This is a genomic window from Pseudomonas sp. TSO6 (assembly GCF_056098905.1).
This window is the reverse complement of the sequence record NZ_JBLZWV010000004.1, coordinates 28560-50413: the sequence shown is the minus strand read 5'-3', so window position 1 is coordinate 50413 and position 21854 is coordinate 28560. Positions and strand designations below refer to the sequence as shown.

23 protein-coding genes are annotated in these 21854 nt (G+C 63.0%); 14 read left to right on the top strand and 9 right to left on the bottom strand.

The window, feature by feature from the left end; all coding sequences use genetic code 11:
* Window positions 1–2: 2 nt before the first annotated feature.
* The 10 genes from ACN6NG_RS00790 to ACN6NG_RS00745 all read left to right on the top strand — a co-directional run bounded on the left by ACN6NG_RS00790 (window position 3) and on the right by ACN6NG_RS00745 (window position 10865).
* Entirely contained in the window at window positions 3–1043 is a 1041-nt protein-coding gene (locus tag ACN6NG_RS00790) for a hypothetical protein (RefSeq protein ID WP_474312751.1), read from the top strand.
* Entirely contained in the window at window positions 1040–2992 is a 1953-nt protein-coding gene (locus tag ACN6NG_RS00785; RefSeq protein WP_059395017.1) for a vWA domain-containing protein, read from the top strand. The genes ACN6NG_RS00790 and ACN6NG_RS00785 overlap by 4 nt, the downstream gene beginning before the upstream one ends.
* Window positions 2993–2998: 6 nt before the next feature.
* On the top strand, window positions 2999–3697 hold the full coding sequence (locus ACN6NG_RS00780; RefSeq protein WP_063423184.1) for an ABC transporter ATP-binding protein: 699 nt from the start codon (window positions 2999–3001) through the stop codon (window positions 3695–3697).
* The gene (locus ACN6NG_RS00775; protein WP_063423183.1) at window positions 3681–4904 is read left to right on the top strand and encodes an ABC transporter permease; all 1224 of its coding nucleotides are present in this window, start codon (window positions 3681–3683) and stop codon (window positions 4902–4904) included. The genes ACN6NG_RS00780 and ACN6NG_RS00775 overlap by 17 nt, the downstream gene beginning before the upstream one ends.
* Window positions 4894–6444 carry a formylglycine-generating enzyme family protein gene (locus ACN6NG_RS00770; RefSeq protein WP_063423182.1) on the top strand — a complete coding sequence of 517 codons (1551 nt, stop codon included), beginning with the start codon at window positions 4894–4896 and terminating at the stop codon, window positions 6442–6444. The genes ACN6NG_RS00775 and ACN6NG_RS00770 overlap by 11 nt, the downstream gene beginning before the upstream one ends.
* Before the next feature lie 23 nt (window positions 6445–6467).
* Window positions 6468–7202, top strand: a complete 735-nt coding sequence (locus tag ACN6NG_RS00765; protein ID WP_063423181.1) for a hypothetical protein — start codon at window positions 6468–6470, stop codon at window positions 7200–7202.
* 13 nt (window positions 7203–7215) lie between these two features.
* On the top strand, window positions 7216–7719 hold the full coding sequence (locus ACN6NG_RS00760; RefSeq protein WP_016497500.1) for a hypothetical protein: 504 nt from the start codon (window positions 7216–7218) through the stop codon (window positions 7717–7719).
* A gap of 46 nt (window positions 7720–7765) precedes the next feature.
* On the top strand, window positions 7766–9001 hold the full coding sequence (locus tag ACN6NG_RS00755) for a VWA domain-containing protein (protein ID WP_063423180.1): 1236 nt from the start codon (window positions 7766–7768) through the stop codon (window positions 8999–9001).
* An 8-nt stretch (window positions 9002–9009) separates the two neighbouring features.
* Window positions 9010–10302 (top strand): vWA domain-containing protein, encoded by a 1293-nt coding sequence (locus ACN6NG_RS00750; RefSeq protein ID WP_063423179.1) that lies wholly within the window; start codon window positions 9010–9012, stop codon window positions 10300–10302.
* Between the two features lie 125 nt (window positions 10303–10427).
* Window positions 10428–10865, top strand: a complete 438-nt coding sequence (locus ACN6NG_RS00745; protein ID WP_063423178.1) for a CBS domain-containing protein — start codon at window positions 10428–10430, stop codon at window positions 10863–10865.
* 6 nt (window positions 10866–10871) lie between these two features.
* On the opposite strand, the gene ACN6NG_RS00740 is transcribed toward ACN6NG_RS00745, so the two are convergent.
* From ACN6NG_RS00740 to ACN6NG_RS00730, 3 genes are all read right to left on the bottom strand, one after another.
* Window positions 10872–11510, bottom strand: a complete 639-nt coding sequence (locus tag ACN6NG_RS00740; protein WP_019473112.1) for a hypothetical protein — start codon at window positions 11508–11510, stop codon at window positions 10872–10874.
* 69 nt (window positions 11511–11579) lie between these two features.
* Window positions 11580–11822 carry a DUF2789 domain-containing protein gene (locus ACN6NG_RS00735; protein ID WP_019473111.1) on the bottom strand — a complete coding sequence of 81 codons (243 nt, stop codon included), beginning with the start codon at window positions 11820–11822 and terminating at the stop codon, window positions 11580–11582.
* 61 nt (window positions 11823–11883) lie between these two features.
* Window positions 11884–12342, bottom strand: coding sequence for an aminoacyl-tRNA deacylase (locus tag ACN6NG_RS00730; protein ID WP_019473110.1), 459 nt, complete (start codon window positions 12340–12342; stop codon window positions 11884–11886).
* Window positions 12343–12440: 98 nt separating this feature from the next.
* Here ACN6NG_RS00730 and ACN6NG_RS00725 point away from each other — a divergent pair, with 98 nt between their 5' ends.
* Both ACN6NG_RS00725 and ACN6NG_RS00720 read left to right on the top strand, forming a co-directional pair.
* Window positions 12441–13787 (top strand): NfeD family protein, encoded by a 1347-nt coding sequence (locus tag ACN6NG_RS00725; protein ID WP_353455901.1) that lies wholly within the window; start codon window positions 12441–12443, stop codon window positions 13785–13787.
* A 2-nt stretch (window positions 13788–13789) separates the two neighbouring features.
* Window positions 13790–14545, top strand: coding sequence for a slipin family protein (locus ACN6NG_RS00720; RefSeq protein ID WP_063423176.1), 756 nt, complete (start codon window positions 13790–13792; stop codon window positions 14543–14545).
* Between the two features lie 134 nt (window positions 14546–14679).
* Here ACN6NG_RS00720 and ACN6NG_RS00715 read toward each other — a convergent pair whose 3' ends face one another.
* The 3 genes from ACN6NG_RS00715 to ACN6NG_RS00705 form a co-directional block, all read right to left on the bottom strand.
* The gene (locus ACN6NG_RS00715) at window positions 14680–15312 is read right to left on the bottom strand and encodes a LysE family transporter (protein WP_049274582.1); all 633 of its coding nucleotides are present in this window, start codon (window positions 15310–15312) and stop codon (window positions 14680–14682) included.
* A 200-nt stretch (window positions 15313–15512) separates the two neighbouring features.
* The gene (locus tag ACN6NG_RS00710) at window positions 15513–16100 is read right to left on the bottom strand and encodes a mechanosensitive ion channel family protein (RefSeq protein ID WP_063423175.1); all 588 of its coding nucleotides are present in this window, start codon (window positions 16098–16100) and stop codon (window positions 15513–15515) included.
* On the bottom strand, window positions 16100–18010 hold the full coding sequence (locus tag ACN6NG_RS00705; protein ID WP_474312750.1) for an ATP-binding cassette domain-containing protein: 1911 nt from the start codon (window positions 18008–18010) through the stop codon (window positions 16100–16102). Before ACN6NG_RS00705 ends, ACN6NG_RS00710 begins: the two co-directional genes overlap by 1 nt.
* A gap of 50 nt (window positions 18011–18060) precedes the next feature.
* Here ACN6NG_RS00705 and ACN6NG_RS00700 point away from each other — a divergent pair, with 50 nt between their 5' ends.
* Entirely contained in the window at window positions 18061–18543 is a 483-nt protein-coding gene (locus ACN6NG_RS00700) for a TIGR02444 family protein (RefSeq protein ID WP_063423173.1), read from the top strand.
* Here ACN6NG_RS00700 and ACN6NG_RS00695 read toward each other — a convergent pair.
* Window positions 18519–19631 (bottom strand): AlgP family protein, encoded by a 1113-nt coding sequence (locus ACN6NG_RS00695; protein ID WP_474312748.1) that lies wholly within the window; start codon window positions 19629–19631, stop codon window positions 18519–18521. The two genes, ACN6NG_RS00700 and ACN6NG_RS00695, sit on opposite strands and share 25 nt — an antisense overlap.
* 179 nt (window positions 19632–19810) lie before the next feature.
* Here ACN6NG_RS00695 and ACN6NG_RS00690 point away from each other — a divergent pair, with 179 nt between their 5' ends.
* On the top strand, window positions 19811–20449 hold the full coding sequence (locus tag ACN6NG_RS00690) for an FKBP-type peptidyl-prolyl cis-trans isomerase (RefSeq protein ID WP_049276106.1): 639 nt from the start codon (window positions 19811–19813) through the stop codon (window positions 20447–20449).
* A gap of 9 nt (window positions 20450–20458) precedes the next feature.
* On the opposite strand, the gene ACN6NG_RS00685 is transcribed toward ACN6NG_RS00690, so the two are convergent.
* Together ACN6NG_RS00685 and ACN6NG_RS00680 are read right to left on the bottom strand one after the other, a co-directional pair.
* Window positions 20459–20929 (bottom strand): Rsd/AlgQ family anti-sigma factor, encoded by a 471-nt coding sequence (locus ACN6NG_RS00685; RefSeq protein ID WP_016497486.1) that lies wholly within the window; start codon window positions 20927–20929, stop codon window positions 20459–20461.
* Window positions 20930–21160: 231 nt separating this feature from the next.
* Window positions 21161–21667: a disulfide bond formation protein B gene (locus ACN6NG_RS00680; RefSeq protein ID WP_474312746.1), complete on the bottom strand. Its 507-nt coding sequence runs from the start codon at window positions 21665–21667 to the stop codon at window positions 21161–21163.
* Window positions 21668–21854 lie beyond the last annotated feature (187 nt).

Sequence of the window (21854 nt, the reverse complement as noted above, 5' to 3'; positions counted from 1 at the left end):
CAATGGGTATCAGAGTTGATGTGCTGCCACTGGACGTGAACACACCAGGCCAAGGCCTGTTGCGGATCACCGGCTGGGAAGGCACCAGCGAAGGGCTGCAATGCTCTCTGCAAAGTAGCCAGTCCCACGAGTTTCTTCATGATGGCGGGCACTGGGCCAAAGTGGCTCACTGGTTCCGCCTGGATGGCATGAATGCTGTCGCAGGCGCCCCGGCCATCGAAACGCGGATCGGCCCCAACCTGATCAACCCATTGCTGCAAGCCAGCGGTACCGCCACCTTTCGCATCGAGGTCAGCAACCCGCAGACCGGGCGCAGCGACCTTGGCATGGTGCGTATCAACAGCGCCATCATCGCGTCTGTCGAGTCTGGGCCAGCGCTGGAGAAATCGCCGCCCCCGGCACCCTTGCCCAGCGCGACGGTGATTGTCGAGCCACCTGCGGTGACCACCCCTGAGCCTGCTCCGGCAGTGGCGCCAGAACCCGAGCCCGAAGCCGCGCCAGACCCCCAGCCGGCACCTGTTGCTCCGCCGCCGAAGGCGCCTGCCAAGCAAGGCCAGAAGTGGCTGCTGCCCCTGTTGGCCCTGATCCTGCTGGCGCTTGCCGCCGGGGGCGGTTGGTGGTGGTTCAACCGCACCGCAGGCGAAGCACCTGCAGCCGTGCCGCCTGAAGACAAGCCCGTCGCACAGGCCGACGCGGCCAAACCTTGTTCGCTGGAAAGCATGCAAGGCCAGACCTCACTGGCGTTCCTGCAGTCGTGCATCCAGAGCAAACCGGACAGCGCAGCGCTGCTTGAGGTGATCAGTTTGGCCAAGGCCAACGACCAGTGCGACGTGGCCCAGCGCCTGTATGCCAACCGCGCCAATGCCGGTGACATCCAGATCGCCACGGCCTACGCCCACGAATACGACCCCAAGTACCACCAGCCAAGCAACTGCTTCAAGGCGCCGGAAGCCGCCACTGCAGCCTCCTGGTACGAGACCATCCTCAGCTTCGATGAAAACAACGCCGAAGCCAAGCAGCGCTACGAGGAGCTCAAGCCATGAAGATGCGTAGCATTGGCGCCGCGCTGCTGGCCTTGTCGCTCAGCCCTGCCCTGCAGGCAGCCGACAAGCCCCTGCTGCAGGATGGCAAGAAAACCCTGTTCCAGCGTGTGTTGACCACGCCGGGCTGCAAGCTGAGCGATAACGCCGGGGCTGCCCCTGGCGCCGCACAACCCACCTTCAGCCGCTTCTACGTGTACGAACGCGCCCAGGCTGACGCCCGCGAGTGGCTGCGGGTCGGCCCTGACACCCAGGGCAAGAGCATCGGCTGGCTGCCTGCCGATTGCACCGTCGAATGGAAAATGCAGCTGACCCTGGCGTTTACCAACCCCGCCAACCGTGATCGGCTGATGTTCTTCAAGGAACGCAACCAGCTCGAGGGCATTCTCAACGCCCCCGACCCGGTCAGCCATGTGGCCCCGCTACGCGCCAAGCTCAAGCACGGCACCGAGGCACCCGGCGTGCTGGCCGAAGAGCCCGAATATTTCGTCGACCTGCAGAAAAACTTCTACCTGCTGCCCGTGCTCAGCGGCGAAGAAGTGATGACCGAGGAAGGCTTCCGCACGCGCATCCTCAATGTGGCGTCGGTCAGCAAGGCCGACAGTGCCGCAGCCGCAACGCCTGCACCTGCCCAGGCCGCTGCCAACCAGCAGTTGAAGGCGTTCAGTGCGGCCGTAGTGTTCGTCATCGACTCGACCATTTCGATGGACCCGTACATCGATCGCACCCGTGAGGCGATCAAGCGCGTGTACGGGCAGATCGAGAAGGAAAACCTCGGCAAGCAGGTCAAGTTCGGCCTGGTTGCCTACCGTTCCAGCACCAAGGCCGTGCCGGGCCTGGAGTACGTCAGCAAGATGTACGCCGACCCCAACACGGTGAAAGACGGTGCCGATTTCATGGCCAAGGTCGCGGACCTGAAGCAGGCCAAGGTGTCCAGCAGCGAGTTCAACGAAGATGCCTACGCCGGTGTCATGTCTGCCGTGGACCAGATCGACTGGAGCCAGTTTGGTGCCCGCTATGTGGTGCTGATCACCGATGCCGGCGCCATTGACGGGGGTGACAAGCTGTCGAGCACCGGCCTTGGCGCCGAACAGGTCAAGATCGAAGCCAGCAACCCTGGCGTGGCCCTGTACACCCTGCACCTGAAAACCCCGAGCGGCGCCAAGAACCACAGCTCCGCCGAAGCGCAGTACCGTACCCTGTCGAATTACCCGGGTACCAACACCTCGCTGTACTACCCGGTCAATGCCGGCGATGTGGAGGCCTTTGGCCGCAAGGTCGACGGCCTGGCTGCCGCCATCACCCAGCAAGTGCGGGCGGCCTACATGGGCGAGGCGGCCATCGGAAGCGCAAACAATGCCAAGGCCGACCCTGCCGAGAAGAAAATGCTCGAGGATGCCGCACTGATCGGCCACGCCATGCAGCTGGCCTACCTGGGCAAGGCCAACGGTACCCAGGCGCCGCCGGTGTTCCAGGCCTGGATCAGCGACCGCGACCTGATCAAACAGAACGTGCCGACCACCGATGTGCGCGTCCTGCTGACCAAGGCCCAACTCAGCGACCTGAGCGATGTACTCAAGCAGATCCTGGATGCCGCCAACGAAGGCATGATTTCGCCAGACGAAATGTTCACCCGCCTGCGCTCGGTTGCCGCGACCATGGGTGCCGACCCGAACCAGCTGAAGCAAGGCTCGACCACTCGCGTGGCAGACCTGGGCGTGCTTGGCGAGTACCTGCAAGACCTGCCCTACCAGAGCGAAGTGCTGAACCTGGACGAAGAAACCTGGAAGGGCTGGGATGGCCTGGCCCAGGAGAAATTCATCCGCAGCCTGAGCACCAAGCTGCGCCATTACCAACGCTACAACGCCGATGTCGACCGCTGGGTTGCCCTGGCGCCGGGCAGTGACAGCCGCGACAACGTCTACCCGGTACCGCTGGAAATGATGCCCTGACCCCATATGCTCGATATCAAGGGACTACTAGTCGTTCGAGGCGAAGGATCGCAGGCTCACCGGGTACGGCTGGACGCCCTGTGCCTGCAACCCGGCGAAGTGCGTGCCATCACGGGCGAGAGCGGCTGCGGCAAGAGCACACTGCTGGAAGCCATTGGCCTGCTGCTCAAGCCTGAGCAACTGACGCACTACAGGCTTGGCCCGCAACGCCAGGACGTGGCCAGCCTGCTGGCCAGCGACCAGCAGCCAGCGTTGGCGGCATTGCGTTCGCGCGAGCTTGGCTTTGTGCTGCAGAACGGCGGGCTACTGCCTTTTCTCAGTGTGCGCGACAACATCCTGCTGCCACGCCGCCTGCTCGGCCTGCCACCTGCCAGCACGGCGGTGGACAAGGCTGTCGAGGCACTGCGCCTGGCACCGCTGCTGGGCAAACTGCCCCAGGCGCTGTCCATCGGCGAGCGTCAGCGGGTAGCCTGCGTGCGTGCCATCGCCCATGAACCCCGGGTGCTGTTGGCCGACGAGCCCACTGCCGCGCTCGACCCGCACAATGCAGAGCGGCTGTTCGAACTGCTGCTGCAGCTGGTGGCTGAGCTAGGGCTGAGCGCCTTGATCGTGTCCCACGACTGGGCACTGGTCGAACGCTTCGGCCTGCCGCGCCTGGGTGCCATCAACGGTCAAGGGGAAACACGCTTTGAACCCGTGGCATAAACGCCTGGCATTGCTGGCACGGTTATCCCTGGCCGATCTCTGGCACGACCGTAATGTTTCCTTATGCATGGCGGCCTCACTGGTCGCCGTCATTGCCCCCCTGTTGTTGCTGTTCGGCCTCAAGCACGGGGTGGTCAGCCAGTTGCAACAGGAACTGCTCAGCGACCCCCGCAACCTTGAGGTCAAGATGCTCAGCAGTGGCCACTTCGACCAAGCCTGGCTGCAACGGTTGCAGGATCGCCCGGAGGTGGGCTTCGCCATCGGCCAGACCCGCTCGCTGAACACCCAGGCCGACCTGCTGGGCGCACACGGCCGCTTCGCCGACAACGTCGAGGTCATCCCTACCCGGGCCGGCGATCCTTTATTGGCAACAGACCTGAGTGAGCTGGCGCCCGACCAGGTGATTCTCAGCGAACGTGCCGCCGAACGCCTCGACGCCAAGGCCGGTGACACCCTGCGTTTGCGCGTTGCCCGGCGCCTGAACGAAGTCAACGAGCTTGGCGAGCGCACGTTGCAGGTGCGTGCCATCGTCAGCTCGGTACGCTTCGCCCGCCCTGCAGCCTTTGTCAGCCCCGAGCTGCTGATGGAGCTGGAACACTATCGCGACGGTTATCTGGTCGCCAGCCTCGGGGCAAGCAGTGGCCAGGCCCTTGATGCCCTGAACGTCGGCTACGCCCGGGCCCGGGTCTATGCGCGGGACATCGACAGCGTGGCACCGCTGGAGCGCTGGCTTAACGAACAGCGCATCGAAACCGCCAGCCGCCTGGCAGAAATCAACAACGTCAAGGCAATCAACCACGTGCTCGGGCTGATTTTCAGCGTTATTGCCGGGGCCGCCCTGATCGGCTGCATCGCCTCGCTGGTCGGCGCCTTCGTGGCCAACATCGATCGCAAGCGCCGCCACCTGGCCGTGCTGCGCCTGCTGGGCTTCAGCAGCCTCGCGGTATCGGCCTATGTGGTGCTTCAAGCACTCGTGCTGAGCCTGGTGGGCTACCTGGGCGGCCTTGGCAGCTACTACCTCGGGAGCCTGCTGTTCGACCGGTTGCTGGTCAGCAGCCAGGCAACCGGCGCCTTCATTTGTCACATCACCGTATGGCATGGCCTGGTCGCCCTGCTGCTGGCCTTCCTGGTCGCCGGCCTGGTCGCCCTGATCGGCGCCTTGCGTGCCATACGCATACAACCTGCGGAGAGCCTGCGTGAACTCTAAAGCCTACAGCCGCCTGCTTCTGGCGCCACTTGCTCTCGGCTTTGCGCTGCAAGCCACAGCGGCGACCTGGGAAGAGAAATACTACAACCCCATGGCCGACGCCGATGACGTGGTGCTGCCCATGCCGTGTGACGGCGCCATGGTGTTTCGCAAGGTGATGATCCCGGTGGCCGGCCCGCTGGACGACTACCCCATCAACATCGGCCAGGACAGCGCCGAGTGGGGCTATGTCGAGCAGACCCGCCCGGCGTTCATTGCCGGCAGTTTCACCAGTGCCAAAGGTGAGAAGTCGCGCTACTACCTGCTGGCCAAATACGAGATGAGCCAGCTGCAGTACAAGGCGTTGATGGACGAAACCTGCCCGACCGCCTCCAACAAGCAGCGCCTGCCGATTGTATCGGTGTCGTGGCTGGACGCCCTGCAGGCTGCCGACAAGTACAACCGCTGGTTGCGTGCCAATGCAGCCGACAAGCTGCCCCGCGAAGATGGCGCCCAAGGCTTCTTGCGCCTGCCAACCGAGGTGGAGTGGGAGTTCGCCGCGCGTGGCGGTTTGCAAGTCAGCACGGCCGAGTTCCGCGATGGCCGCTACCCCATGCCCGAAGGCCTGAATGCCTACGAGTGGTTCGCCGGCGCGCAGTCCGCCAACGGCCAGTTGCAGCTGAGCGGGCTGCTCAAGCCCAACCCGCTGGGCCTGCATGACATGCTCGGCAATGCGAGCGAGATGATGTTCGAGCCGTTCCGCCTGAACAAGCTCGACCGCCAGCACGGCCAGGCCGGTGGCTATGTGGTGCGCGGTGGCAACTACCTGACCAGCGAAAGCGACCTGCGCACCTCGCTGCGCCAGGAAGAGCCGTACTACAACGCCGAGGGTGCAGTGGCCAAGAAAACCAACGGCCTGCGCCTGGCCATGGTTTCCCCGACCCTCACCTCGCGCGACCGGGTAAAAAACATCGAGAAGAGCTGGAGCAACCTGGGCAGCGATCAACCGGCTGCCGAAAGCAAGCAGAAAGGCACCGTCAAGGCGCTGGAAGAGCTTGCTTCCAACGTGGAAGACGAAGCCCTGAAGAACCAGCTCAAGACCGTCGAGAACCAACTGCGCGCCAGCAACCAGCAGCAGCAGGAAGCCCGAGACCAGGCGATTCGCGCCAGCCTCAACCTTGGCGCCTTCCTGTGCACCAAGATGCTCGACGACGGCCAGTACCTGGACTTTTTGCAGAAAAACTACGCCAGCAACTGCAAGGCCGGCGAAGAAGACCCGACCTGTGGCGTGCGCAAGGTCAAGCTCGAAGAGCAGCAGGAGCGCCTGCACAAGCTCAGCCGCTACTACGCCAGCTCCCTGGTGGAGTCGGGTTCGCTGTACGGCAAGGACCTGCTCGAAGCCCAGGTGCCGGTGCTGGACGGTTCGTTCAAAGCCAACAAGAACCTCAAGGACCTGTCGCCCTACCTGCGTACCCACTGGGCCAACCAGATGTCGTTCCTCAAGACACAGAAGATTGATGCCAACGCATGGCTGAACAGCTGCAAGACCGTCGCACACTGACCCAAGGACATCCAGGAGCCACCATGAACTTCCCTACATCCACCCGTATCAACCCTTGGTTGGGTCTGCTGATGGCTGCTTGCCTGGCCGTTACCGGTTGTGCCAATACCGGTAGCTCGATGACCGGTAGCCAGGGTACTGTCGACCCGCGCCTGACCAGCGGCAACGATGCCAAGTTCTTTACCACATCGGGCTTCCAGGCCTGTGCCATCGCAGCCAGCGCTGGCATTCTTGCCTGCATGCTGTCCAACTCCGGCAATAAGGCAGCCTGCTCGATCATCGCCGGTGTCGGCGCGTGCGGTGTGGCCATGGGCGCCAACTACTACCTTGATCAGCGCCGGGCGAAATATGCCGATACCACCGAGCGCCTGAACGCGATGACTACCGAAGTGCAGGGTGAAACCGCCAAGGTCGCACAGCGCAGCGATACGCTGCAACGCGTCATCAACGACGACAAGCAACAAATTGCCAGCATCCAGCAGAGCATGAAAGCCAAGACCCTGGACAAGGCCAAGGCCCAGCGGGATATCGCCAACATCGACCAGAACATCGGGTTGATGCGCAAAGACCTGACCAACATGAAAAAACGCGTTAACGAATACCAGCAGGTGGCCAAGCTTGAACGTGATGGCGGCGCCAGCCAGGCCGAAGTGCAAAAGGTCGAAGCCGAGATCACCAAGATGAACACCAAGGTCGCCTCGCTGCAGCAGGAGGTCGATGGCCTCTACAGCCAGCGTTCGGCAATCACCCTGGGCTGAAGGAGTGCACGCCATGTTTCTACGTAACTGCCTGTGCCTGGCACTGCTGGCCAGCCTTGCCGGTTGTGCGACCACTGCCTCCCAGTGCAATGCCTCCGACAGCAGCGCCAGCCTGATCGGCAAGCTCAACTGCGATTACGGCGGAGGTTATGCCGAGGGTGTACGCAACAGCGAACAGGAGCTGCTCAGCGCCAAGGAGCAGAACCGCCAGTTCAACGAAGTGTACGCACAACTGAGTGCACTGCAGGCCTCGACCCGCCAGGACCTGCAAAGCCAGCAACGGCAGCAGGCCAGCCTGGAAAAATCGTTGAACGACCTACTGGGCACGCTCAAGGCGCGCCATGGCAACAAGAGCGATGTGCAAAAGCAGATCGCCGGCCTGGAGCAACAGCTCAAGGCTAACCAGGCCGCACCCTCGCAAAATGCCAGCAACGCCCAGATCGAAGCCCGCAAGCAGAAGCTCGCGGCCCTTCAACAACAGGTCAGCCGCCTTCAACTGAGCCTGGGTTACGAGTAAAACCTCATCGGCAGCTTCGGCTGCCGAATCTTTTCAGGATATCCACATGCAGCGGGTCACCCGCGACACCAGCCCCGCCAAGGACGACCTGCGGGTGCTCGAACAGGCCATGGCGATCATCGTCAGGCATTTTCCGCCGAGCATCGCTCATCTGTTTGCCACCCCACGCAACGGCAAGGATGGCCTGCGCGAATGGTGGTCGGAACTGCAAGGCCAACCGCACCGATACCATGACCTCGGCGCCGAGCAACAGGCCGCGTTGCTGCGCCTCTACGACGAGCGCCAGGAAGCCGTACACCAGCTGGTAAGCAAACTGGAAAGCCTGGGCCAGGCCAATGATGCTGCGCTGCTGCGCAAGCTCATGGGGCCTGCCGACCTGAACAACCTGTACAGCATCAACGGCCAACCGCTGGTCGTGCGCTGGGCCGAACCTGCCCCGGTCAAGCCGTCGCCCGCACCGCTGCCGCCACGCCCCGCGCCCGTGGTACGTCGGCGCTGGGTATGGCTGCCATGGTTCTTGTTGCCACTGCTCGGCCTGCTGTTGCTGGCCCTGGCCTTGTGGTTCGGCTGGCCCTACCTGCAGCATTGGCTTGGCAACCGCCCCGCCACGCCCTTCGCCTGCGTGAAAGACACCCGCATACAGCCGCCCGAATTTTCCGTGGTGCTCGACACCTCGGGCTCGATGCTACTCAACGTCGCCACCACCCTTGAAGACGAACAATGGTTCTTCCAGCACATCAATGACGACCCGAACATCGATCAGCAGCGTGTCGCGCAACTTACCCGCGCCCCGGTGCGTATGGACGTGGCCAAGAGCAGCCTGACCCACCTGATCAACGACCTGCACCCGGCGGTGGATATGCGCGTGGTGACCTTCGATGGCTGCCGCGCGCCGCTGGACCACGGCGTGTTCACCCTGGCCCAGCGCCCGGCATTGATCAAAGGTATTCAGGCACTGGTACCCAATGATGGCACCGCCCTGGCGGCCAGCCTTGATGTGGCGGCCAAAACAATGAACGGTCGCGACCGCGATGGGGTGATCCTGATGTTCATCGACGGTGCCGACGGCTGTGAACAGGACGTGTGTGCAGTGGCGCAGCGGATTGCCCGCGAGCAGCCGAGGTTGCGCGTCAATCTGGTCGACATCAGCAACAGCAATTTGGCCAGCTGTGTCGCCGAGAGTACGGGTGGGAGCATCTATTCCGCCAGCGATGCCGGGCAGGTTGCCGCTGCCATCAAGCTTGCCAGCCAGGAAGTCTCCAGCACAGCCGATTGCGACTAGGACAAGACATGCAAAGGGTAAACCGCGACACCCACGCCAGCCAGGATGCTGCCAGCGCGCTTGAACTCAGGGTGGCGTTGATCCGCCAGCACTTTCCGCCGGGCATCGCTCACCTGTACGCAATACCCCGGCAGGGCCGCGACGGTGTGCTGGAATGGTGGTCTGAACTGGAGGGGCAACCGCATCTGTATGCCACCCTCGGCCGAGAGCAGCAGGCTGCCTTGCTCAAGCGCTATGAAGAGCGCCAGGCAGCCGTCAGCCAATTGGCCGATGAGCTGCAACGGCGCGGCCAGGCGCCCGCAGCCGAAGCGTTGCGCACACTGATCGGCCGACCCGACCTTGCCAACCTGTACAGCATCAACGACGAACCCTTGGTGATTCGCTGGGGGCAGCCGGCACCTGTCGCTGCGCCGCCTGTGGTGTCGCCACCTCCGGCACCGCTACAGCCAGCGCCGGCCAAGCCAAAACCCGCACCAACCCCCAAGCCCACCCGGACACGAACCGTGGTGATGACCGAACGCCGCCGCCTGCGCCTGTGGCCCTGGCTGCTGTTTGGCCTGTTACTGCTCCTGCTCTACTGGCTGTACAGCAGCTGGCCTGTGCTGTACCAGCGCTGGCAGGGCTATACGCAGACTGCAATCTGTACCCCGGGGGGCGCCTTCCAGGCGTCGGAATTTGCGGTGGTGCTGGACACCTCGGGCTCCATGGACCAGCGCATCAGGGTGAAAAAGGAAGATGACCCTTGGTACATCGGCCTGCTGGCCCGCATTCCTTACGTTGACGAACTGCTGGCCAACAACCAGCCGCAACGGCTCACCCGCATGGACGTGGCGAAAAGCTCGCTGACCGCGGTGATCGGCGACCTGGACAAGGCCGTGGACATGCGCCTGGTCACCTTCGACGGCTGCCGCAGCCCGGTGGACCACGGGGTCTTTGGCCATGGCCAGCGCGAAGACCTGGTCAAGCGGGTGGCCGACCTGAACGCACGTGGCGGGACGGGGCTGGGTATCAGCCTGCAAGCAGCCGCCAGCAAGATGAACGGCCGTGACCGGGATGGCGTGATCGTGATGTTCGTGGATGGCCGGGACAGTTGCGGTACCAGTGTGTGCAGCGTGTCGGAACAGATCGCCAAAAACCAGCCGCGCCTGCGCATCAACGTGGTAAACATCAGCGCCAGCACCGGCTCCAACTGCGCAGCCAGCAACACCGGCGGGCGGGTGTATACCGCCAACGATGCCGCTGCTGTGGCCGCGGCACTCAAGGAAGCGAGCCAGGAGGTGGCCGCGACCGGTTGCCCGTAGGCGCAATGACGGCTGATGACGTTTTTCAATCGACTCCATGCCGTTTCCTGCATTGCCGTGCAGAGCGCCGTGCCGGATGCTTTAGTTACTCCGAGACAGCGCTTTTTTCACCCGCAGAGGCCCGTATGAAGACCGTCGAACAACTCCTCAAGACCAAGTCCCAGCACCAGACCGTTTACACCATCGGCCCGGATGACTCGGTGCTCGACGCCCTGAAAGTGCTGGCGGAGAAAAACGTCGGTGCGTTGCCCGTGGTCGAGGGCAACCAGGTGGTGGGTATCGTCAGCGAACGGGACTATGCGCGCAAACTGGTACTCAAGGGCCGCTCTTCCGCCGCCACCCCGGTCCGCGAAATCATGAGTGCACCCGTGGTCACCGTGGAGCCCAAGCAGAAGCTCGATTTCTGCATGAACCTGATGACCGACCGTCACCTGCGTCACCTGCCGGTGGTCGACAACGGCAAGCTGCTCGGCCTGCTGTCGATCGGCGACCTGGTCAAGGAAACCATCACCGAACAGGCCAGCCTGATTCAGCAGCTGGAGCAGTACATCCGCGGCGAATGAAGCCCCTTAGTGGTAGGCGCGCTCCAGCTCGTCCAGTTGATGGTCGAAGCTGCGCAAGCGCGCCGACCAGGTGTACACCAGCACCTCCAGGTCACGGTTGAGCACAGCAGTATTGCCATTGCCACTGCAGGTGGGCTCGCCCAGGTCCAGCTGGTAGCGTTCCCGGGCCATGGCCTGGGCCACGCTGGACAGGTCGCGAGCGTTGGCCAGCCAATGGTGATGGTGGTCATGGATTTCACGGTCGAGTACACGGCACTGGCGCTTCAGCGCATCCAGGCTCTGCTCCAGCGGCGTGCCCTTGAGCTCGCCCATGACCTCTTCGAACGTACGCCCCGAATGCCAGTAGCTGCCCCAGAAGTAGCGGTCGAATACCGTCTCGACGCGGCGTAGCGCCACCTTGGTGTTCCAGATGGTGAGCAACGTTCGTCCCTGAATCACTTCGCGCTTGTTCAGGTGCAACTGCTGCCAGGCGATCCAGGTCAGCGCCACCAATACCACCGCCACGGTGACAGCGGCAGCCGCATACAGGAAGTGCACCGCCTGGTTCATCTGTTGCGTCTGCCTGATGCCATAGAAGTAACTGGCCGTCAGGGTGCCCAGGATCGTCACGGAGCACCAGAAACCTGGTGCATAGGGATCTTTCATCGCGCTATCCCCTTATTGTTTTCCTGAGCATAGCAACGGCCAATCACTCGTCAGGTGCCGCTCGGCGCTTTATTTTCGGGGGCGGCGCAACGCTTCGTTAAGTTGATCGAAGGGCACGGCCCAATCGGAATCTTCAATGATGCTTTCCTTGAGAAAAGCACGCTGCGAGTCGGTCCAGAACGGCGCATCAACCAGCTTTATCTCGTTCTTCAGCGGAGAATGGCTGGTGATGAACTGATCGATACTCTCGGGATCGTCGGGCAAGCCCAACTGCTTGAACAGGTCGGCAAAGGGATGGATCGGCGCTTCCATGGTTCCTCCTGAGCGCCAGGCAGGCCGTCCACGACGCCCGTCTGGCATTGGTGTGAAAACATCAGCACAGCTCGCGCACTTCGGCGTGCGGCACCAATTTCATGTACTGCTCCATACTCATGTGGATCAAGTGATCGTGGTCACCCGCCTCAAGGTAGACATCACCCTGGCGAGTAAGACTCGGATCGAGCAACATTTTTATCTGGTAAGCGTCGCCAAGGGCCGGCACGGCGCCGCGTTCGCAGTCGCCGAACAGGCTCGGCAGGCCGCTTTCGCGGGTCAGGTGCCAAGCCCCGGACATGCGCACCTTGGTCATGTCCAGGTGCCGGTTGGCCGGTAGCACGGCCATGATGTAGTTGCCATGACGGTCATCGAGCATCACCGACTTGGCGACCCGCTCGGCGGGCACGCCGGCCGTACGGGCCGACTCCAGGCTGGTGGCCGAGTGTGGATGGGGAATGATGTCGTAGTCGCAGTTGGCCTTGTCCAGGCGGGCCTGCAGGGTCTTTGCCATACGCATGATGCACCTCCGGTTTTGCCCCCCAATCTGCAATTTTAGGCCGGCTAGCGCCAGCCAGGGCTAAACTTGTGTAATACGGGCAAACGAGGTGACGACAGGTGATCGCCCGCTGCTGGCGCTGGCTATTGCTGCTGTTGCTGCTTGGCATCACGCCAGGTGGCCAGGCAGCGCCCGGTGCGGTGTGGGTGCTGGGCATCGATGATGCCATTGGCCCGGCCAGCGCCGACTACCTGGTACGCAGCCTCGACCAGGCCCAGGCCCAGGGCGCGCAACTGGTGGTGATCCGCATGGACACCCCAGGTGGCCTGGACAGCGCCATGCGCCAGATGATCAAGGCGATTCTCGCCAGCCCCGTGCCGGTTGCCACCTACGTGGCCCCCAGCGGTGCCCGCGCTGCCAGCGCCGGCACCTATATTCTCTACGCCAGCCATGTTGCCGCGATGGCCCCCGGGACCAACCTGGGTGCCGCCACGCCCGTACAGATTGGCGGCCCCCCAGGTGCGCCCAAAGACGACAAGGCCAAGGGTGGCGATGATGAAACCCTGGCCCGCAAGCAGGTCAACGACGCCGCTGCGTACATCCGCGGCCTGGCGCTGCTGCGCGGGCGCAATGCCGATTGGGCGGAGAAGGCCGTGCGCGAGGCCGTCAGCCTCCCTGCCAGCGAAGCCTTACGGCTGAATGTGATCGACCAGGTAGCTGACGACCTGCCTGCCCTGCTGAGCAAACTCGACGGCAAAACGCTGGAGGCCGCCGGCCAGCCACACCAGTTGCAGACAGCCGGCGCCAGCCTGGTGGAGCACCTGCCGGATTGGCGCACCCGGGTACTGGCGGTCATCACCAACCCCAGCGTCGCGCTGATCCTGATCATGGTCGGCGTGTACGGCCTGTTGTTTGAATTCATGAGCCCCGGCTCTACCGTGGGAGGCGTGGTCGGCGGCATCTGCCTGCTATTGGCACTTTACGCCCTGCAGCTGTTACCGGTGAGCTTCGCCGGGGTGGCGCTGATCTTGCTGGGCATCGCTTTCATGATCGCCGAAGCCTTCCTGCCCAGTTTCGGCGTGGTCGGGTTTGGCGGCATCGTTGCCTTTGTGGTCGGCGCGCTGATCCTGATCGACACTGACGCACCCGGCTTCGGCATCCCGCTGGCTTTGATCGGTACCCTGGCAGTGCTCTCGGCGCTGTTGATCGGCGGGGTGCTGGGCATGGCCTTCAAGGCACGCCAACGGGCGCTGGTCAGCGGTGACGCGGGGCTGGTCGGCAGCCTGGTCACCGTCACCCAAGTGATGGCAGGCAACCCGTTCCGTGGTGTGGTACTGGCCCAGGGCGAGGAATGGCAAGTACAGTGCGCAACGCCGCTGCAAGCTGGCCAGAACGTGCGGGTGACCGCGCGCCATGGCGTGATGCTGGACGTGAGCGCCGCCGCGCCTGCGGCGCGAGGAGAATAACCATGTTCATGCAACTGGGTTTTGGTGCCGTGCTGATCGTGCTGGCGATGCTGTTGCTGTCGGCGTTTCGCATTTTGCGCGAATACGAGCGCGGCGTGGTGTTCCAGCTGGGGCGCTTCTGGCAGGTGAAGGGGCCGGGGCTGATCCTGCTGATCCCGGTGATACAGCAAATGGTGCGGGTCGACCTGCGCACGGTGGTGCTGGATGTACCCCCACAGGATGTAATTACCCGCGACAACGTCTCGGTCAAGGTCAACGCGGTCCTCTACTTCCGCGTGCTCGACCCGCAAAAGGCGATCATCCAGGTGGAGGACTTTCTGGTGGCGACCAGCCAGTTGGCCCAGACCACGCTGCGTGCGGTGCTGGGCAAGCACGAGCTGGATGAGCTGCTGGCCGAACGTGAGCAACTGAACGCGGATATTCGCCAGGTGCTGGACGCGCAAACCGATGCCTGGGGCATCAAGGTGGCCAACGTCGAGATCAAGCATGTCGACCTCAACGAATCGATGGTCCGCGCCATCGCCCGGCAGGCCGAGGCCGAACGCGAACGGCGGGCCAAGGTGATCCATGCCGAAGGGGAATTGCAGGCGTCAGAGAAGCTGATGCAGGCTGCGCAGATGCTGGGCAAGGAGCCTGGGGCGATGCAGTTGCGCTATATGCAGACGCTGGGGGCGATTGCGGGAGACAGGACCTCGACTATTGTCTTCCCGATGCCGGTGGACTTGCTGACGGGGTTGGTAGACAAGCAGAACAAATAAAGGCCGCTACACAATCCCTGTAGGAGCAGCCTTGTGCTGCGAAGAGGCCGGTAAGGCTAAAGATCACCTTCGGCTGCAATGACCTCTTCGCAGCACAAGGCTGCTCCTACAGAGTCCGTGTTTGTATGGCCCGATCAGATCGGCGCGCGACGCAGGGTAGCGAGGAAGGTCGCCGCCCCAATGAACAACCCGGCAAAAGTCCGGTTAAGGCGCTTCTGCTGCTTGGGGGTACGCAGCAGGCGCAACACCCGCGAAGCCAAACCGGTGTAACCCGCCATCACCAGCATGTCCACGGTGATCATGGTCACGGTGATTGCCACATACTGCGGCAACAGCGGTGCATGCGGGTTGATGAACTGCGGCAGTACCGCCAGCATGAACACCAGCGCCTTGGGGTTGCTGACGTTGACCAGGAACCCGCGGAACACCAGGCTCAGCGGTTTGCCGATAGGGCGCACGCCGGACTCATCGGACATGTCCATCGGCAAGGCACGCCATTGCTTGTAGGCCAAGTAGACAAGGTAGGCGACGCCGAACCATTTGATGACCTGGAAGGCCGTGGCCGAGGCGGCCAGGATGGCGCCGACGCCGGCGGCAATGATGGCGATTTGCACAATCAGGCCCAGTTGCAGGCCCAGGGCGTTCCAGTAACCACGCCAGAAGCCGTATTGCAGGCCGCTGGACATCGAGGCAATCGCCCCGGCACCGGGTGACAGGCTGATCACCCAACAGGCGGCAAAGAAGCCCAACCATACTTCCATCGACATCACACACCTCGCTCGAACACTTGTTGCAAAAGGTTAAGCTAAGGTTTTGGTGAAAAAATAACCAGCGATTTCTGATGGATTTTCTATTGCCTGTACCGGCCTCTTCGCGGGCGCGCCCGCTCCCACAAGTACTGTGCAGTTTTCAGACCCTGTGGGATACCTGTGGGAGCGGGCATGCCCGCGAAGGGGCCAATACAGCTTCAGTCAGCTTCGGCAGCTGTGTCTTTGTGCAGGGCCTGCACCTCAGCCCCGCGCCAGCGCCGTACCGACTTCTGGAAGAACTGGCTATTGGGCACCTGCACCAGCGCACCGCCCGCTTCGGGCATTTCCAGCAGGGTGGTAAACAGCAGGTTGATCGCGATCACCCGGCCTTTCACGCCCGGCTTGTCCAGGGTGTCGACCAGTTCGACCACATCACCAATGCGAAACGGCCCGACCGTGAAGATCAGCACCGCGCACAGCAGGTTGGACAGCACGCTCCACATGGCGAAGAAGGCCACCGCCGCCACCGCGACAAAGCCGGACAGCGCCGTCCACAGCACGGTCGCCGAAACGCCTAGGCGCTCCAGCACGAACAGCAGTGCGCTGCCCATGATCAGCCAGCGCAGGCCGCCACGCACCGGTACCAGCAGCTCTGGTGGCAGCGGGTAACGCTGGCCCAGGCGGCTCAACCCGCGAGCAACGATGCGCTGCAGGACGAAGGCCGCCACCAGGATCAACAGAATCTGCAAGCCCAGCCAGAAGGTGTCCATCCATTGCCCTGGCAGCAGCGAACGCAGTTCCTCCATCAGGACAGCGCCTCGAGCTCGGCCTGCATACTTTCGAGGGTTTCCAGCGCTTCCATCCAGGCTTCTTCCAGCTCGCCTTCGCGTTGCTTGAGCTTGGTCTGGCGCGCCAGCAGGTCACGCAACTCGTCCTTGCGCGCCGCTTCGTAGAGGCCACCGTCACCCAGCGCGGTCTCGATTTCGGCCAGTTGCACGTGCACCTGGTTGAGCTCGGTTTCCAGCTTGTCGGCCGCCTTCTTGTGCGGGGCCAGTTGCTGGCGCAAGGCTGCGGCAGCCTGGCGCTGGGCTTTCTTGTCGGTCTTGTCCGGGTTGACCGGGGCCGTACTGGCCGGCGCGCTGCGCTGGCGGTACTCGACCAGCCAGCGGCTGTAGTCGTCCAGGTCTCCGTCGAAGGTTTCGACCTTGCCATCGGCCACCAGCAGGAAGTCGTCGGTCGTGCTCTTGAGCAGGTGACGGTCGTGCGACACCACCACCACGGCACCGGCAAACTCCTGCAACGCCATGGTCAGCGCCAGGCGCATTTCCAGGTCCAGGTGGTTGGTCGGTTCGTCGAGCAGCAGCAGGTTCGGCCGTTCCCAGGCAATCAGCGCCAGCGCCAGGCGGGCCTTTTCGCCACCGGAGAAATTCACCACCGGCTCGTCAGTGCGGGCGCCATGGAAGTCGAAGCCACCGAGGAAGTCGCGCAGGGTCTGCTCGCGCTCGGTGGGGGCAATACGCTGCAGGTGCAGCAGCGGGCTGGCCTTGTCGTCCAGCGAGTCCAGCTGGTGCTGGGCAAAGTAGCCAACCGCCAGGTTCTCGCCACGGACCAGGCGGCCCGACAACGGTTCCAGCTCACCCGCAAGGTTCTTGATCAGGGTCGACTTGCCGGCACCGTTAGGCCCGAGCAGGCCAATGCGCGCACCCGGGGTGAGCTGCAGCTTGACCTTGTCGAGGATGGCCTTGTCGCCATAACCCAGGCAGCCTTCGGACAGGCTCAGCAACGGGCTGGAGATTTTCTGCGACTCGCGGAAGACAAAGTCGAACGGCGAGTCGACATGCGCCGCCGACAGCTCCTCCATGCGCTCCAGGGCCTTGATCCGGCTTTGTGCCTGACGGGCCTTGGTGGCCTGGGCCTTGAAGCGGGCGATGTACTTTTCCATGTGCGCGCGCTGTGCCTGCTGCTTCTCGTAGGCTTGCTGCTGCTGCGCCAGGCGTTCGGCACGGGTGCGCTCGAAGGCGGAGTAGCCGCCCTTGTACAGGTTCAGCTTGCGCTGCTCGACGTGCAGCACATGGTCGACCACGGCGTCGAGGAAGTCACGGTCGTGGGAGATCAGCAACAGTGTGCCGGGGTAGCCCTTGAGCCAGTCTTCCAGCCACAGGATGGCGTCGAGGTCCAGGTGGTTGGTGGGTTCGTCGAGCAGCAGCAGGTCGGACGGGCACATCAGTGCCTGGGCCAGGTTCAGGCGCATCCGCCAACCGCCGGAGAAGTCGCCGACGCGGCGGTCCATCTGCTCGTTGGTGAAGCCCAGGCCCGCCAGCAATTTGCGCGCACGGGCGTCGGCGGTATAGCCGTCGGCGCCTTCCAGCTCACTGTGCAGGCGCGCCAGGGCGGTGCCATCGTGAGCCTGCTCAGCCGCGGCCAGTTCGGCCTGGACCTTGCGCAGACGCGCATCGCCGTCGAGCACATAGTCCACGGCCAGGCGGTCGAGGGTGTCGACCTCCTGGCGCATGTGGGCGATGCGCCAGTCGCCGGGCAGCAGGCAATCGCCACCATCGGGCGACAGCTCACCGCGCAGCAAGGCGAACAGGCTGGATTTCCCGGCGCCGTTGGCGCCGATCAGGCCGGCCTTGTGACCGGCGTGCAGGGTCATGGCGGCGCCGTCTAGCAAGCGCTGCGGACCACGCTGTAAAGTGAGGTTGGATAGTCTGATCATGATGGTCGCGGAGTCTACCAGCTTCCTCGGCCCATAGCGCGAGTGGAACCATGCACACCGACCTGTGGAATTTCGCCTTGGCCCTGTATGCCAGGCCCGGCGTGGAAGCGGCCTGCCTTGAACTACAGGCGCAGGGTGGCGATGTCTGCCTGCTGCTGTGCGCCACCTGGCTGCAGGCACGTGGCGTGGCCCTGCTGGACGCGCGCGCGCAAGCCCTGCACGACATTGCCGAGCCCTGGCAGCGGGAAGTGGTGGGCCCGTTACGCAGCCTGCGCCAGCAATGGCGAGCGTCAGCGTCGGGTGATACGCAACTGGCGGCGTTGCGTGAGCAGGTGAAGGGGCTGGAATTACAGGCAGAAAAAGCGCTGCTCGCGCGTATGCAGGAATGCTCGCGACAGTGGCCCGCGGACTCCGATGAGCCCACGGACGACTGGCTGGCCCGGCTGGCGCCGGAGCCTGCCCGACACCACGACGCGCTGGATCTGTTGCGCGTCGCGGCGGCTGCGCTTCAGGACGCCGAAGACGGTGCCTGAGCCGGGGTGCTGGCAGGTGCCGACGGTGCTGCCGAAGCGGCCGGGGTGGCCGAGTTGGTTGCTGCGGCCGGGGTGCTGACGGCTGGCGTAGCAGGTTTGGCTTCGGCTGGCTTGCTGGCAACAGGCTTGGCGGCAGATGGCTTGGCGGCCGGCCGTGCAGGAGCCTTGGCGGCAGCAGGCTTGGCCGCTGGTTTCGCAGCTGGTTTCGCGGCAGCGGCTTTGGCTGGCGCTGGCTTGGCTGCAGGTTTGGCAGCGGCAGCAGTCGCTTTGGCAGCTGGCTTCGCTGCGGGTTTGGCAGCAGCAGCCGCTTTGGCAGCTGGCTTCGCGGCAGGTTTGGCTGCAGCAGTAGTCTTCGCAGCTGGCTTGGCGGCGGGTTTAGCTGCGGCAGTAGTCTTGGCAGCTGGCTTCGCGGCAGGTTTGGCTGCAGCAGTGGCCTTGGCAGCTGGCTTCGCGGCAGGTTTGGCTGCAGCAGTAGCCTTGGCAGCTGGCTTGGCGGCAGGTTTGGCTGCAGCAGCAGTAGCCTTGGCAGCCGGTTTAGCGGCTGGCTTGGCAGCAGCAGCGGTTTTGGCAGCTGGCTTGGCGGCAGGTTTGGCTGCAGCGGTAGCCTTGGCAGCTGGCTTCGCGGCAGGTTTGGCGGCAGTGGTTCTGGCAGCTGGCTTGGCAGCGGCAGGCTTGGTGGTTTTGGCGGCGCGCTGGTCAAGGGCTTTGGCGGCTGCTTCGCGAACCTTGCCTACACCTTGGGCCAGCTTGAGGCTGTCCTGAGCATCGCGCTTGAGCTGCTGGATATAAGAGCGGGTCTGGGTTTGACGTTCCTTGAGGGCATCGAGCAGCCCTTCAAGTTCACCAACGGCTTTTTGCGCTTTGGACTGCGCCTTGGCTTTGCCTGCCTTGGCGGCATCCTGCAATTTCAGGCGCCCGTTGTGTAATTTTTCCTGGGCCTTGCCACGCTGCTTTTCCAGTTTGGCCAGCAGTTTTTCCGCATCAGCCAGCGCTTGCGAGCAGGCATCTTCCAAGTGTTCGAGCAGGCTGCCCGAAAGTTGCTGGAGCAGGTGTAACGGCGTACTTACTGGCTTCTTTTTGGCCGACATGGTTTACCTCCTGGCTGACGAGATTGCGGCTCATACTATGCTTCTGCTGCTACCGCCGCTAGGGCATGTTGACAGTAATATTTACGCCGCGTTGCATGCCTGGGCAAAGTTGTTATCTTGCAGCTGCGTGAAAGTGTAGTTGCTGAATTAATCATTGCTGATATTTGGGAGTCAGGGCATTGCCTCGATATCTTGTATTAGGTTTATGCCTGCTGGTGCCAGTTGCAATGGCCGACAGCAACGACCATGACCTCGCCTACAGCCTGGGCGCCAGCCTGGGTGAGCGTCTGCGCCAGGATATGCCTGGCCTGCAACTGGACGCACTGGTCGAAGGCTTGAAGCAGTCCTATCAGGGGCAACCCTTGAAGCTCGACAAAGCACGTATGCAGGCCGTGCTCCAGCAACACGAAGCCCAGGAAGGTGACGCCGCCACGCAGAAGTTGCAGGCAGCCGAGACACGCTTCATGGCCAACGAGCGTGGCCGTTATGGGGTACGCGAACTACCGGAAGGTGTGCTCTACAGTGAACTGCAGCCAGGCACAGGCGCGCAGCCCAAAGTTGGCGGTAAAGTGCAGGTGCGCTATGTGGGCAGGCTGCCGGATGGCTCGGTGTTCGACCAGAACCAGGCGCCCCAGTGGTTCAGCCTGGATTCGGTGATCGAAGGGTGGCAGGTGGCGTTGCCAAAGATGCACGCCGGGGCCAAATGGCGCCTGGTAATCCCGTCAGCGCAGGCCTACGGCGCCGAAGGCGCAGGTGACCTGATCGCACCCTATACGCCCCTGGTGTTCGAGATCGAATTGCTGGCGGTTGGCGACTGACGCCAACCTTCAGGCCTCGACAGTGCCTTCTTCCTTGTGCGCGTTGTGCAGCACTTCGATCAGGCAATCTTCGAGTTCGAAGCGCTCGTGCAGCAGGGCACCCAACTTGGTCAGCTTCTCGGCAAAACGAGCCGGGTCCGAGCACTCACCTTTTGTACAATGGTCGTTGAAGGCCAGAGCAATCTGGGTACTGTCATCGATGCGAGGATTGATCTGCGTGGCCAGCTCCAGACCGCGCGTGTCACCAAATTCCTTGGCTTCACTGACCAATTGTTCGCTGACCTCGAAGTGCCACGCCGAAACGTAGTCGACAAGGAGAGCACAGAAATCCCCGTGCGTATCCTTGTCGGCGAAGGCCGGCTTCACATCGCGCAAAGCACGGAAAGCCTGCACCAGTTCCTGGCGCTCATCCAGCCAACGGTCGATCAGCTTGTGAACCCCACCCCAGCGTTCCTGGGCATTCTGACAACTATCGAGCATGGCAATCTCTTCCCTTCTGGGTAGATGCCGCTGCACCTCGCACCACGACCGCGCAGCACAAAGGTGACATCAGCAGGACGGCATCGAGCAGTTGTATTTTCGGTATGCGTGCTGGGAGATTATTCCCGCGCGTGCTGCCCATCAAGGTACGCAGCGGACAAAGTTCATACAAGTGTTTAATACCCTGTTAATACGCCATTGGTCGCGCTAGTGGCCCAGCCTTGTTCCAGGTCAACTTCTTGCCAGGGTGCGGAAACGATACGCCAGCAGGCAACTCAAGGGCGGCACGGCCAGCAACAGGAAGGCCAGCAGGCTCCACTCAGGCAGCGTCAGGTCGAGAAAGCTCCAGGTCAGCGAGCTGCATTCGGGGCCGCCGAGCAGCAATTGCCGCGCCGCCTCGCTCCAGGATTGCTCGAACATACGCCCGATCGGTACCGGGCATACAGGGATAGCACCGCTGGCCCCCTGCAACCAGACATGCCGTGCCGCCAGCAACGCGCCAGCCAGCGTGCAGCCCAGCGTCGCCCGTGCGTAATGGAGGGTGCCCTGCGTGCCTGGTGCCTGCAGCACCGCCGCCAGGCTCAGCAGTGCGTACACCGCTAGCAGCAGCCGCTGGCTGAAGCACAACGGGCATGGCACCAACCCCCGTATGTTTTCCAGGTGGTATGACGCGACCAGCACCGCCAATGCGGCCAGGCAGGCAGGAAGGAAAAAGGTGCGCAAACGGGCCGGAAGCATGGGCGGTGAAAGTCCCGGGGAAGATGTTGTGGTGTGAGACGGTAGAGGAAAGATGCGCTTTGTATCAAGGCGCGACAGTAGCGACAAGTCGCTGAATGGCGTAGGAAATTTCAAGCGATACGGTAGGAGGCGGCTGAGGAACTGCACTGCAGATCTAACTGGCAGCAGTAGAAAAGTTACCCAACGC